This window comes from Microbulbifer maximicatervae (SeqCode), assembly GCF_052467825.1.
In genome coordinates this window covers 5,236,220-5,249,832 of record NZ_CP174327.1, presented here as the reverse complement: position 1 = coordinate 5,249,832, position 13,613 = coordinate 5,236,220, and the positions used below count along the sequence as shown (strand labels likewise).

Below are 13,613 nucleotides of genomic sequence, written 5' to 3'. Positions count from 1 at the left end.
TCCAGACTGTGGAAATCCGCGCAAAACAAACCCCTGCAAGTTTCCCTGTTGGGGCTTTGTTTTTTGGATAGGGTGAAATACTTTTACTACCGGGCAGCACCTGCGCTGCCATGTGAGTCGTGCGCGATCCCGGAGCCGTGCCAGCTTGGAACACCGGAGGCGCTCATAGGATAGTGTGGGACAGCCCTACCCGTTGGATTGGAGGTGAACCGTGCCTGTGGTGGTCTAAACCGGTATAGTGGTTTATCAGGCTTCTAATTCGAAAAGGGCAGTCTAATAGGGCGGCCCTTTTTAGTGCCTGCGCTGTACTCTAGCTTAGCTGGCGAGCACCGTTGTAAGTCTTCTATTAGGAATTCCTAAAGGTAGCTGTCATTTAAATTACTGTAATAGCTATACATTGGTGAGGTAATTTAGTCTCCTCTTTTCACTCCAACATTAAAGCTATAAACAAACGATATATCGCTATTATTGAGCTCTTCCTCAAGAACTGGGTTAAAAGAAAATTTATTTTTTATAGAGTCAGGAATTATTCTTTTGGTAATAAAGTGGCGCATGCAGAGGATGCTGTTTTCGCTAGCTGCTGAGTATATTGCGTTTAGTAGGGAAACAAAGCTCTCTTCATCAAGATAAGCTGAGACGTCAGAAATGGAGAATTTATCAATTTTATTTTTACAGTTGTATAAATATTGTTCTATCGGTGAGGTTACTATTTCTATGGCTGTTTTATCTAGTGCTCCCTTAATTACTGGGTAGTTATTTTTTTCCAAATATAAAGGCATTCCATATTCGGGGTTGTATTTTCCAGTTAGCAGGAATGTCATAAAGAAATTGTTAAGAACCAGGTGGTTCATTAGAGAGTGGTCCATTCTGCCTAATAAATACTCAGAGATTGACACTTCTTGTGGGATGTGTTCATAGAACCCAGGATCTTTAAGGAAAGTTCTGAAGAAATATTTGTTGGTAAGGAAATGCAAAAATGTTTTCCAGGCTGAGGTATTCCATTTGTTTTTAACAAACTCACGCTGTTCTTCAATGCTTTTTAGGTGGGTTAGAGTTTTTATTTTGCTGGGTCGAAAAACTTTAATTATCATACTGATTAACTTGAAGTGCTTTTCGAAAGCGCCTTCATAAATAAACCCTTTTTCAATGATATTTATGTTGTTTGACCAAAACAACTCCGCCTTTTTTGATAAAGAGGGTTTTATGTTGTCATAGGTGTTTAATCTCTTTTTGCATGGGAGTATTCCTGAGAATCTTAAAAATTCCTCATAATTTAATTTCTGGATGCCAATTTTTTTTAGTTCAAAGAGAAAGTTTTGGCTGGGATTCAAGTCAATGGCAGTTATTTTTTTTGGATTACCCAGTAGAAGGCTTAAGGCGCGATCTCCACCGCCAGTAACACATAAAATACTATCATTTTTATTGATATTTAGAGCCTTAAGCTCTGATCTTGAATCTTCATTTGGCCCTGAGTAACTGATTCTGTTTGCATAATGGGAAAGTGATATGTCACTAGGTTTGTTCATGGCATACCTGATCGGGCTGAATTTAGTTACGTTTGATTTGAAAAATAATCCACCACTTTGGTCAGATAACTCTTGCTATTACGCCATTGATCCTGAACAGGGTGACCTAAGACTCTTTGGCTATTTGCGCTGCAAAACCTGAAGTCACTGTTTAAAAATGGTCCATTTTGCATTCTATTAATGATCTTAAGTATCCGCCTTTCTTTTTCTGGTAGGCTGCTTAACAATACGTGGCTGTCTTGAATTTGCCTTAAATCTAGCTCAAAGTAATCGCGGTTAAACTTAACGAATTCGTCGATTGTCATTGGGTTAGAGTCGGCAATATTAAAGTATTGGTTTTTTGTGAGTTCATGGTTGTTTGAAATCTTTAATATTGCATCACAGCAAATGTCAACCGGAATGACATTGATAAGGCAGTTTGGAAGATATTTTAGGTGAATGGGGGTCTGTATATTCTGTTCTTTTAGTCTATTTAGCAGTTTTACATATTCATAGTAACCGGACTGAGAGTTTGTGTAACCAGTCACCGAGTCTCCTAGGACAATAGTTGGCCTATAGATGGTGTATACCAGGTTTTTGGACTCTGCGATTAAATTCTCTGCTGCATTTTTGGTGTAATCATAGGCATTAAAAAATTCTTTAGGTTGATAGAGTTTTTCCTTTACGATCACTCCGCTGGCATGATTTTTACCGGCAATAAAACTGGTTGATATTTGGTTGAACCGACATTTTGCTGCTACAGCAACCTCTATTAATCGTTCCACACCGTTAACATTTGTATTAATGCTTTGCTGCAGGTTGCTATAGCTATAGCTCATGTCAGCTGCACAATTCCAAATTGAACCAATGTGTAGAGAGCGTAGTTGTCTGTAAGACGTAGAACTTAAGCTGAGCTTTGGCCTGCTCAAGTCTCCTGAAATGATTATAAGTCGGTCGAAATCATTTTTCGAAAGTTTGTAAATAGGATTGACAAAACTATTTCTTTGTTTTAGCTGCTCGAATCGATCATGAATATCATTTCGCGCAATTAAAACTACATTAAAACCTTTTCGTAATAGTCCCCATGTTAAGTACTGGCCTATAAAGCCAAGACCACCAACAACCAGTTGTATTCTTTTCAGGTCTTGTATTTCTGATAATTTTTCAAAGGTATGCTGGCTTTCTTTCATTGATCCATACGAACCAGTCATAGTGGTGAATTAGATGTGTGTTTCTTTAGCCCAAAAGAATTATTCTCCTTGAGAGTTACTTTTACTTTTTTACTGTGGAATATAAAAATTTGGTCTGGTGTCGGGTGTATCTTGAGGGTGCTTATGATTAACACAACTAAGCTATCCATCTATTTAACAAGGTCTATAGGCTCGCTGTGAAGTCAAACGATGGTAATAAGTGGTAGTCGTATCATGGTGATGTTATCCATTGCGAAAGTTGTACCAATAACTCGAGCTATGAATTTTCAGTAGAGTACCGTTGAGTAATTGTAGTACATCTGAGTATTTGGCCGTAGATTGACTGTAGATTCTCTATTTTTACTGTCCCCGTCATAAACGGATCTGGCATCACTGTAGGAGACTTGAATTTATTCTTCCGCTAAAGCGTCTTCTTATAGACGATTTGGAGTTTCCTGCAATCGATACTTTTGGCTATAGCTCTTATTGGATACTTCGATATGATCTATTGCTTGTTTTGGTTTCAAGATTTTCCCATGTAGTTTTAAAAGCGATTTCATATGGGGGGCAGTGATCTAAGGATCGAATAGGCTCGCGAAATTACTCAGGGTTAGTTTGTTGGATATTCCCTCTACTGGAGAGACGTTAGCTTAGATGCCAAAAAGCTTGCCTGGTTCTCATTTTTTGAACACGTTCTGAATAAAGCTTGCTGTAAGCGGCTGAAATGAGAATTGGTGAGTAAGATTGGTCAAAACCGGTAAAAGGAGAATTACCAGTGAATCGACTAAGGAATGTTATAGCAAAGTTAATGGCGTTGGGTATTTTGAGCCTAATGGGGGGGTGTTCAAAGGATGCGGAAATAACAGTAGGAACTAAAGTACTTGATCAACAACATATAGCTGCACGGATTGATGGCCAGGAGGTCAGCGTGGAGGCCTTGGATAAGGAGCTCCAGCTTGTGTTGTATGATATTGCTGAAATGGAGCATAAATTACGTCTCAACAAGCTGCATGAAATGATTGCCAAAACAGCAAAAGATGGTCAAGAAATAGAAGTTATGCTTCCCGTTCCAGAGCCACCACGGATAGATCTTGATTATGGCGGGCGCGCCGCTCGAGGAAATCCCGAAGCGCCTATAACAATTGCTGTGTTCTGCTCCTTTCAATCTCCCCACTGTAAATCCTTTCAGCCAACCTTGAGGCGTTTGTTGAGTGACTATTCTGGTTGGGTTCGCCAGGTAAATTTTGATTTTCCCCTTAAGTTCCATCGGGAGGGTATCAAAGCTGCTATTTCGGCTAAGTGCGCTGGTGAGCACAATATTTTTTGGGAATATCACGACGCCTTATACGCAAAAACTCCAAACCTTGGTGAGAAATCTTACTCCCAGACCGCAAGCAGTTTACTGATCGATGACAAGCAATTTAAAACCTGTATTGGAGATATGAATTATAAAGAAGTTGTTCTTGGGGATCAGGAAATTGCTTTAGGGCTTGGCCTTACAAATGTGCCGGTTGTTTTTATAAACGGTTTGTATCTAAAGGGCGCACGATCATTTGAGCAATATTCTTACTGGATAGAAAAGGAACTAATCAGGCTTGATATAGATCCTCAGCAAAAATATACATGGAAACAACAAAAAGATACTGAAAATCAATTACCTGTTACGGATCTACCTCTTGCCCTGGTAGGAGTTAGTGAATCGAGTATAGAGAATAAGTCCAAAGCTTTAATAGAAGTAAATGGGCAGAAGGCACAGAATTTTTCACTGGGGCAGTCTGTTCTTAAAGATGTCTTTCTGAAGCGTTTGAAAGGGCACTATGCCGTTATTGATAATCAGGGCTCCCTGGAGCGTCTGCTATTGCAAGGTGAAGAAGGTAATATTATCCCTTTAACTTTGTCCCATCAGCACGATGAGGAGCTGCGCAAACGTATTGAACAGCCTCAGGGAGAAAACGGTAAAAAACTAATCGAGCCGGCTGGTGTCTTGACTCTTGGGCAAGAGTGGTTGGCGAAGCAACTCGAACAACGAGAATTCTTGGAGGCTAAATTTATTGAGGCGGAGCTGGAAGTTGAGGGCCACCATTTGATGCGCTTGGAGGGTGTGGCTAACAATGAGTTCTTTACTGCACTTGGGTTCGAGGAAAACGATGTGCTGTTGAGAGTCAATGACAGTTGGGTCCACAGTGGTCAGAATGAGCTGTGGAATGCTCTTACCAGTGGAAAAGTAATTGATGTCGCCTTTATGAGAAAAGGTTTGCCGCATAGATTGCAGTATGTGGTTGAAGAGAATGGTTACTTTGATGAGGATTTAGGTAAGTGAATTGATTAGGGCCCGCAGTATATTATTGCGGGCCCTGAATTTACCGAGCAGTAAAAGTTACTTATTTATCCGGATTTCCTTGCCACAGTAGATCAGCAACAATATTTTGTCCTTGAATGCTTGGGTGGAAACAGTCCCCACCATCAATATCATCTTTATTAAACTGAAAAGTCCCGGCATTTAACTCATCCTCACCGGTATATTCAGCAACAACTTCTACCCCATTCATACCGTTGTAACTTTCTGCTTCCTCAACAAGGATTTCATTATAACGTTGTTGGGCTGCGGCTATTCCGTTATAACGAGTAGCAAAGCTCTCTCCATTCATCGAGCCGCCATTTGTTGCAATTCGGCAAATTCCGAAAGTCGACCAGACACTCTCGCAATCTACGCGGGAATTACCGCTTTGCTTATCCAGACCAGCTGCCCGGAGATCGTGTACTCGTGGTACTGAGCCGAGTACTATCGTTGAACCGTTAGGGAGACCATCGACTAATTTGTCCAGTCCAGCTTGAACTGCCGAGCGCCACTCGCTATCGGTGTAGAGTGGATCGTTACAGTTGGCTGGATCGACGCATTCCCGGTTACAGATGTCATTACCACCCAATACTACCTCGACATGATCAGGTAAATTACTTTGGGATAGAATCCGATCGGCTTGAGTGGAGAAGTTGTCGCCTCCACTAAGCATCTCAGCACCGGATTCCGCTGCGCTTTTATTGGCAGCCATATTGGGGTAGTTAACTTTATATTTATCGTGAACACTCTCCACTGAATTGTCGTCGCCGTCAAACCAGGAATGCTCGGGTTGGTCTCCGCCGAGAAGACAAAACAGGTCCCAGAAATACTTATTGCGGGTACAGTCTGCACCGAATGCCATGGTAATACTGTCACCCGCAGCAACAGACTTGGAGGGGGCTGCCATTGCTGGCTGTATCGACAAGATGCCCAAACAGAGCGTTACTAGAACTCCATATTTATTCAACATTGTATTTTCTCCCACACCGACTTTCGCCGTAAGTTGTTATCGTTTTATTCACTGCTCCGGTAAACGAGAAGGAGTGTAGGACGCACTCAGATATTGTGAGTGGTGAATGCTTGAGACCCTTTGGTCAGTTATCAATAAATTGAAGTCTGTTAGAGTTTTGTCGCCAAGAGCATTGATTACTTTATTGGCGTTTCAAAGCTTTAGTTTTTCTGGCACAGTTTTATGCCATCTGTTTTTCTTCTGGTGCTTCCACTATACTGCGCTCTACTTGTCGGAGTGCCTGTGGGCTGAGATCGCTGTTGCGAGATCCGTTGAACCTGATCGGGGTAACCCCCGCGTAGGGAACAAGATCTGAAGTCGCCTGTTTTGTTACAGTTTGGCGTCTTTTCTCTTTGTATGTGCCCTGGATGCTGCGACCTTTAAATTCCCAAGTTTTAAGGTTACGCATGTCTGAGATCATTGAACAATCCGGTAAAGCCGGAAAGTCCTCCCGCGCTGCCAGTCGCGATTCCGCTAAAGAATTTCTTGAGAATCTCACGGTTCAGTCTTTCCCTAACTCGAGCAAGGTGTATTTGCCCGGTGAAACTGCCGACATCCAGGTTGGTGCTCGTCAGATCTGTTTGGGAGATAGTTTGGTAGGTGGGGATGCAGAGAATCCGGTGTTTGAACCCAATGAGCCCCTCACCATTTACGATACTTCGGGCCCCTATTCCGAGCCCAATTTTAAAGTGGATGTACGGGAAGGGCTGCCCAAATTGCGCCAGGGCTGGATAGAGGCCCGTAGAGATACCGAACTGCTGGATTCTCGCCAGGCGGCCTACAGCCAGAAGCGTATGGCGGACCAGGGGTTGGATCATATCCGCTTTGAAAACCTTCCCAGTCCTCGCCGGGCCAAACCGGGACAGAATGTATCTCAGATGCACTATGCCCGCCGCGGCATTATTACCCCAGAGATGGAATTTATCGCAGTGCGCGAAAATATGGGGCGAGCCAAGTTGGCAGCGGAAATGAGTGAAAGTGAATACCAGAAGGCACGTGATGGTATTTACATCCCCGAGCAAATCACGCCGGAATTTGTGCGCCGGGAAGTTGCAGAAGGGCGGGCAATTATCCCGGCGAATATTAATCACCCGGAAGTGGAGCCGATGATTATCGGGCGCAACTTCCTGTGCAAGGTGAATGCAAATATTGGTAATTCTGCTGTGACTTCTTCCATTGAAGAGGAAGTGGAGAAACTGGTTTGGTCTACCAAGTGGGGCGCGGACACGGTGATGGATCTGTCTACCGGTGCCAATATCCACGAAACCCGCGAGTGGATTCTGCGAAACTCGCCAGTGCCCATCGGTACTGTGCCAATTTACCAGGCGCTGGAGAAAGTAAACGGAATTGCTGAAGATCTTAACTGGGATGTGTTCCGCGACACCTTGATTGAGCAGGCGGAGCAGGGGGTGGATTACTTCACTATTCATGCTGGCGTGCTTTTGCGCTATGTGCCGCTCACTGCCAAACGTATGACCGGGATTGTCTCTCGCGGTGGTTCCATTATGGCCAAATGGTGTCTCGCCCATCACCAAGAGAATTTCCTCTACACCCACTTCGAGGAAATCTGTGAGATTATGAAGGCTTACGATGTGAGCTTTAGTCTCGGTGATGGCCTGCGCCCGGGCTCCATTGCGGATGCTAACGATGAAGCCCAGTTTGGCGAGCTGCACACGCTTGGCGAGCTGACTGAAATTGCCTGGAAGCACGATGTTCAGACGATGATCGAAGGCCCCGGTCATGTGGCTATCCATAAGATCAAAGAAAATATGGATGAGCAGCTGAAGCACTGCCACGGCGCACCTTTCTACACTCTGGGTCCATTGACCACGGATATTGCTCCCGGCTACGACCACATTACTTCCGGCATCGGCGCTGCACTTATCGGCACCTACGGTTGCGCCATGCTCTGCTATGTGACCCCCAAAGAACACCTGGGCCTACCCAATAAAGAGGATGTTAAAGAGGGCCTTATGGCCTATAAGATTGCGGCTCATGCCGCAGACCTGGCCAAAGGGCATCCGCGGGCACAGAAGCGCGATGACGCCCTGTCAAAAGCCCGCTTTGAATTCCGTTGGGAAGACCAGTTCAACCTCGGCTTGGACCCGGAGCGGGCACGCACCTATCACGATGAAACCTTACCAAAGGAATCCGGCAAGGTGGCTCACTTCTGCTCCATGTGCGGCCCGAAATTCTGCTCCATGAAAATCACCCAGGATGTGCGCGATTATGCGGCCAAGCAGGAAGCGGCACAGGGCATGGAGGAAATGTCGATTAAATTTAAGGACATGGGTAGCGAGATTTATCACAAGGGCTAATGAGTATTTTGGGGGAGAGTCCTCTCCCCCAAGAATCGGATAGCAAAAGTACGGCGAGTGCATAGCGCATATCGCTGGGTGTCGATTTGGATTTGCGAAGATAGGTGGTCTGTGACAAGCGAAACCAAAGCCAAAGTAGCTATTGCCGGTGGCGGCCTGTTAGGTCGCTTGCTCGCCTGGCGGCTCTGCCAACGGGAACTGGATATTACCCTGTTTGAAGCGGGTGATCTGTCGGCACCAGTCGGGGGAGCTTGCTGGACGGCAGCGGGAATGATTTCACCACTATCGGAATTGGTGCACAGCGATAAACAGGTTTACAACCTGGGGCTGAAAAGCCTTGAGATTTGGTCTGAGTGGGCCCGGCAGCTGGAGGAGCAGAGCGGGCAAGACGTGGAGTACCGCAGGGCGGGCTCAGTGCTGGTTGCTCATGGCAAGGATAAAAGTGAGCTGCTGCAATTCCTGCGGGAGCTACAGGGCAAGTTGGGCGAGTCTGCCAGGGAGCAGGTGCAGCCCCTCGATTGTAATACTTTAGCGAAATTAGAGCCCGCCTTACACGGCTTTGAACAGGGGCTTTACCTGCGGGGTGAGGCGGATATCAATAATCACCGCTTATTGCCTGCGTTACTCAGCGTATTGCGCCGAAGTGCAGTCACTCTGCGAGAGCACAGCAAGGTAAATTGCAAAGCCGGGTATATCTCTGTGAACTCGGAGTGCGAACAATTTGATTGCGTGATCGACTGCCGTGGTCTCGGTGCCAAGGGGCAGATTGAAGGCTTACGCGGTGTCCGTGGTGAGGTGATGGTGGTGGAATCCCGGGAAGTGGTTTTGCAGCGTCCAGTGCGACTGCTCCACCCGCGCTATAAGCTCTACGCTGTACCACGCAGCGATGGGCGTACAGTAATTGGTGCTACGGAAATTGAGAGCGAAGACCAGTCGCCCATTTCCGTGCGCTCCAGTATGGAATTGTCTTCCGCGCTTTACTCCCTCAACCCGGCTTTTGCCGAGGCTCGTATTGTTGAGGCCCGCGTAAATTGTCGCCCCGCCACTATGGATAATATGCCTTATATCCACAGCGAGGATGGGCTGATTAGGGTGAATGGCCTTTACCGTCACGGTTATCTTTTAGCGCCGGCAGTAGTGGAGCAAGTGGAGAATCAAGTGGCACAACAACTGTTACAGGTGGTTTGATGCAGGTACTAATTAATGGGGAAACACAGAGCCTTGAATCCCCGCTAAAACTCTCTGCGCTTTTACAGAAGCTCGGCTATCGCGGAGAAACATTTGCCGTTGCGATCAACGGTGGATTTATTCCCCGTACGGAATATAGCAATACACAGATAAATAACGGCGATAGCCTGGATATTGTTGCTCCGGTAGTGGGGGGGTAAAGGTGAGCGATCTATTAACACTTTACGGAAAAACATTTAACAGCCGGCTCTTGGTGGGCACCGCCCTGTATCCCTCCCCAGCGATTATGCGCGAATCCGTGCAAGCCTCAGCTTCGGAAATTATTACTTTGTCTCTTCGCCGGCAAAATCCGGCACAGCAGCAGGACAATCGATTTTGGGATTATATTCGCGAGTCCGGTTGTCAGTTGTTGCCTAATACCGCCGGTTGTAAATCGCCGCGAGAAGCGGTGGAGCTGGCAAAAATGTCCCAGGAAATTTTCCAGACCGATTGGCTCAAGCTGGAAGTGATTGGCGATGATTACAATTTGCAGCCAGACCCCTTTGGTCTGGTAGAAGCTGCACGGGAATTAATTCAGTTAGGCTTCAAGGTTTTGCCTTATTGCACAGATGACCTGGTTCTGTGTCGAAAACTTTTGGATGTGGGTTGCGAGGTATTAATGCCCTGGGGGGCTCCCATCGGTACCGGGCAGGGCCTGCTCAATAAATATAACCTGCAAACACTGCGCGAGCGCCTGAGTGATGTACCGCTTATTATTGACGCCGGAATCGGTGCGCCATCACAGGCGGCAGAAGCACTGGAGATGGGCTTTGATGCGGTGTTATTGAATTCCGCGATTGCAAAAGCCCAGGATCCGGTACTGATGGCTAGTGCTTTTAAACTGGCTGTGGAATCCGGGCGCGCCGCCTTTAATGCCGGCTTGATGCTCAGGCGTCAAACTGCCAGCCCCAGCACCCCCACCCTGGATATGCCTTTCTGGCAGCAGGCAGAGAGCATATTGCAGGATTAGTATTTTTATGCGCGATCAACTCCAATTGAAAAAGCCAATTGTCTGGACCATTGCCGGCAGTGACTCCGGCGGTGGGGCCGGCATTCAGGCGGACCTGCTGACTTTTGCCGATCTCGGCTGCCATGGTTGCAGTGCTATCACGGCCAATACCGCACAGAATACGGTGGAAGTAACTGCAATTAATGCAGTTTCCCTAGAGGTCTTGGGTTCTCAGTTACAGGCTTTACAGCGGGATCTATTTCCTGCAGCAATTAAAATCGGTCTGCTAGCGAATGCTGAACAAGTTGTTGCGGTGACAGATTTCCTGCGCCAGCTGAAAGCGGTGCAGCCGGTTCCGGTTATTTACGACCCGGTTGCTGTTGCTACCAATGGAGCCGGGCTCACTGAAGGAAGTATTACCGCAACGGTGTTGGCTCAGTTAATGCCACAGTGTGATCTGGTCACTCCCAATTTACATGAATTGGAATGGCTTACCGGAGCCGGTGTCACGGGTGCGGAATCTATTGTGCAAACTGCGCGTCAGTTGCACGCCCACGGCGGTACCGCAATTTTAGTTACCGGCGGCCATACGCAATTGCGTGCGGGAGAAGTTGCCGACTTACTGTGGGATGGTGAAAAAGCCGATTGGTTTATTGGCCCGGAAGTGTCCAGTACAGGCACACATGGCACTGGCTGCACCCTGTCCTCCGCTATTGCCGCTTGCCGCGCTTTGGGCTACCCGTTGCGAGATGCCTGCGTTGTGGGTAAAGCCTATGTACAGCGGGGCTTGCGCCGGGGAAATAATGCACATATCGGCGCTGGTGCTGGACCTGTAGGCCACTGTGGCTGGCCCCTGGATTTTATCGACTTCCCGGAGATTTTGGTGCCGGGAGAAGAGCGTGCGCTGGATTATGGCTTTGGTGCAGCCCCGCCTCTTGTTCAAGGGTTTGCCCAAACAGACTCTCAAGCATTGGGTTTATATCCGGTAGTGGATACAGTGGAGTGGCTGCAGCGCCTTGCTGAGCTGGGGGTGCGTACTTTACAGCTGCGAGTAAAGAATCCGGGTGGGGACCTGCGCGCACAGATTGAGAGGGCAGTGGCTATTGGCAGGACGTATAACCTGCGCCTGTTTATCAATGATTACTGGCAGTTGGCGATTGAGTGCGGCGCCTACGGCGTGCATTTGGGCCAGGAGGATTTGCAGTCTGCTGATCTGAGGGCAATTCAAGCGGCAGGATTGAAGCTGGGTATCAGTACCCACGGCTTCTATGAATTACTGTTAGCCTACCGTTATCGCCCCAGCTACTTGGCCATTGGTGCAATTTATGCGACCAACACCAAGGATATGTCGGATCAGTTGCAGGGCGTGCAGAAACTTGCGCGAGTGGCCGCGCTATTGCCCGATTATCCACTCGTGGCAATTGGTGGTATTAATATGCAAAGGGCCAGTGAGGTTATCGCTAGTGGCGTTGGCAGTATCGCCGTGGTCAGCGCTATTACTAAAGCAAAAGATTACAAGCAGACGGTTGCCGATTTTAATGTCCTGTTGAAAGGTAAGCATGCGGAAGTAGAGCCATGTTAAGTAGTAAGGAATTACAGCGTTACAGTCGCCAGATAATGTTGCCCCAAGTGGGTGAAGAGGGGCAGAAAAAACTGTCTTCTGCGCGAATTCTGATTGTTGGCTTAGGTGGGCTCGGCAGCCCGGCAGCGATGTATCTGGCCGCAGCCGGTATTGGAGAGCTGCACCTGGTGGATGGTGATCATATCGATCTCTCCAATTTACAGCGCCAGGTTTTGTACAAAACCAATCACCAGGGAAAATCCAAAGCCATGGTGGCTGCACAACAATTGGCTGCAGCCAATCCAACTATTCGCATTCACCCCCACAGCCAAATGGCGAATGAATCCTGGCTGCGTGAGCAGGTAAAACAGGTGGATCTGGTGTTGGACTGCACCGATAACCTGGAAATCCGCCATACGATCAACCGGGTTTGTTATCAGGCAGGGTGTCCGGTAGTAATGGCATCGGTGCAGGGGTTTTCCGGCCAGCTGATTAGTTTTGATTTTTCTGAAGGAAACGGCCCCTGTTATGCCTGCCTGTTTCCGCCCCAGGAGCAGGCTGAAGTCCAGAACTGCTCTACAGCAGGTGTGATCGGTCCGGCGCTGGGTGTGGTTGGTAGCATGCAGGCTCTGGAGGCCATGAAATACCTGATGGATTTGCCGGTATCGAGCTTGAATAAATTGCACTTAATCGAGACGGAAACCTTAGCCCTGCAAACTTTGCAGCTGCCGAGCCATAGCAATTGCCCGGTTTGTAGTGCCTGACTTCTTGTGTTTTCAGCCTGGGGCTTGATAAATAGTTTTAGTTGGAGAGTCCCTTATTGGCAATGTCTTGTCGCAAAATTTTCTTCCAATAGCCGGGTTAAAATTCACGCCATTTTTGTACCTTATAAATCTTACTTGTCTATATAAATAAGCTATTGGCTCGATAGCTTGTGAGAAGTGAATAAAGGTACCAAAATGGCCTTATAACCATTTCGGTGACAACAGTTTTTGGAAGAGGGATTTGTATTATGAAAAAAATCGATATTGGTATCAGTGAAAAGGATCGGGAAAAGATTGCTGCCGGTTTGAAACATTTGTTGGCAGATAGCTACACCCTTTACCTGCAAACCCACAACTTCCACTGGAATGTTACTGGGCCTCTGTTCCGCGAATTACACCTGATGTTTGAAGAGCATTACACCGAGCTGGCCACTGCAGTGGATGATATTGCCGAGCGCATTCGTACCCTCGGGGTTTCCGCTCCCGGTACTTACCAGGCCTTTGCTCAACTCAGCTCCATCAAAGAAGTTGTTGAGGTACCACCCGCGGAAGAAATGGTAAAAATTCTCACTAAAGGGCATGAGCAGGTGATCAAAACCTGTCGTGAAGTTTTAAAAGATGCCCAGGCGGGAGAAGATGAATCCACAGTTGCCCTGGTATCTGATCGTATGAGAGTTCACGAGAAAACGGCTTGGATGCTGCGCGCAACCAGCAGCCACTAGTCGCTTAAATAAGTAGAGGCACTTTTATAG

General features: G+C 47.1%; 11 protein-coding genes and 1 riboswitch. Of the genes, 8 read left to right on the top strand and 3 right to left on the bottom strand.

The features are described 5' to 3' along the window. Window positions 1-410 precede the first annotated feature (410 nt). Both ACJJII_RS23040 and ACJJII_RS23035 read right to left on the bottom strand, forming a co-directional pair. Window positions 411-1,526, bottom strand: coding sequence for a DUF3419 family protein (locus ACJJII_RS23040; RefSeq protein ID WP_444917868.1), 1,116 nt, complete (start codon window positions 1,524-1,526; stop codon window positions 411-413). 26 nt (window positions 1,527-1,552) lie between these two features. Next, on the bottom strand, window positions 1,553-2,695 hold the full coding sequence (locus ACJJII_RS23035; protein WP_444917867.1) for an SDR family oxidoreductase: 1,143 nt from the start codon (window positions 2,693-2,695) through the stop codon (window positions 1,553-1,555). Between the two features lie 808 nt (window positions 2,696-3,503). On the opposite strand from ACJJII_RS23035, the gene ACJJII_RS23030 reads away from it, so the two are divergent. Then, window positions 3,504-5,015, top strand: coding sequence for a thioredoxin domain-containing protein (locus ACJJII_RS23030; protein WP_444917866.1), 1,512 nt, complete (start codon window positions 3,504-3,506; stop codon window positions 5,013-5,015). A gap of 61 nt (window positions 5,016-5,076) precedes the next feature. Here the strand turns inward: ACJJII_RS23030 and ACJJII_RS23025 are convergent, their stop codons facing one another. Beyond that, window positions 5,077-6,003, bottom strand: a complete 927-nt coding sequence (locus tag ACJJII_RS23025) for an SGNH/GDSL hydrolase family protein (protein WP_444917865.1) — start codon at window positions 6,001-6,003, stop codon at window positions 5,077-5,079. 262 nt (window positions 6,004-6,265) lie between these two features. Next, window positions 6,266-6,364: riboswitch (TPP riboswitch) on the top strand. Window positions 6,365-6,449: 85 nt separating this feature from the next. Between ACJJII_RS23025 and thiC the strand changes: the two genes are divergently transcribed. The 7 genes from thiC to ACJJII_RS22990 all read left to right on the top strand — a co-directional run bounded on the left by thiC (window position 6,450) and on the right by ACJJII_RS22990 (window position 13,583). After that, complete coding sequence (thiC, locus tag ACJJII_RS23020; RefSeq protein ID WP_444917864.1) at window positions 6,450-8,360, top strand: phosphomethylpyrimidine synthase ThiC; 1,911 nt, start codon at window positions 6,450-6,452, stop codon at window positions 8,358-8,360. A 111-nt stretch (window positions 8,361-8,471) separates the two neighbouring features. After that, complete coding sequence (gene thiO / locus ACJJII_RS23015) at window positions 8,472-9,548, top strand: glycine oxidase ThiO (RefSeq protein WP_444917863.1); 1,077 nt, start codon at window positions 8,472-8,474, stop codon at window positions 9,546-9,548. After that, the gene (gene thiS / locus ACJJII_RS23010) at window positions 9,548-9,748 is read left to right on the top strand and encodes a sulfur carrier protein ThiS (protein ID WP_444917862.1); all 201 of its coding nucleotides are present in this window, start codon (window positions 9,548-9,550) and stop codon (window positions 9,746-9,748) included. The genes thiO and thiS overlap by 1 nt, the downstream gene beginning before the upstream one ends. A 2-nt stretch (window positions 9,749-9,750) precedes the next feature. Next, complete coding sequence (locus ACJJII_RS23005; RefSeq protein WP_444917861.1) at window positions 9,751-10,557, top strand: thiazole synthase; 807 nt, start codon at window positions 9,751-9,753, stop codon at window positions 10,555-10,557. Window positions 10,558-10,564: 7 nt separating this feature from the next. Continuing rightward, window positions 10,565-12,118 (top strand): thiamine phosphate synthase, encoded by a 1,554-nt coding sequence (thiE, locus tag ACJJII_RS23000; protein ID WP_444917860.1) that lies wholly within the window; start codon window positions 10,565-10,567, stop codon window positions 12,116-12,118. Then, window positions 12,112-12,861, top strand: coding sequence for a HesA/MoeB/ThiF family protein (locus tag ACJJII_RS22995; protein WP_444893139.1), 750 nt, complete (start codon window positions 12,112-12,114; stop codon window positions 12,859-12,861). Before thiE ends, ACJJII_RS22995 begins: the two co-directional genes overlap by 7 nt. A 248-nt stretch (window positions 12,862-13,109) precedes the next feature. After that, a complete protein-coding gene (locus tag ACJJII_RS22990) occupies window positions 13,110-13,583 on the top strand; it encodes a Dps family protein (protein WP_108734073.1) in 474 nt (157 codons plus the stop codon). Window positions 13,584-13,613 lie beyond the last annotated feature (30 nt).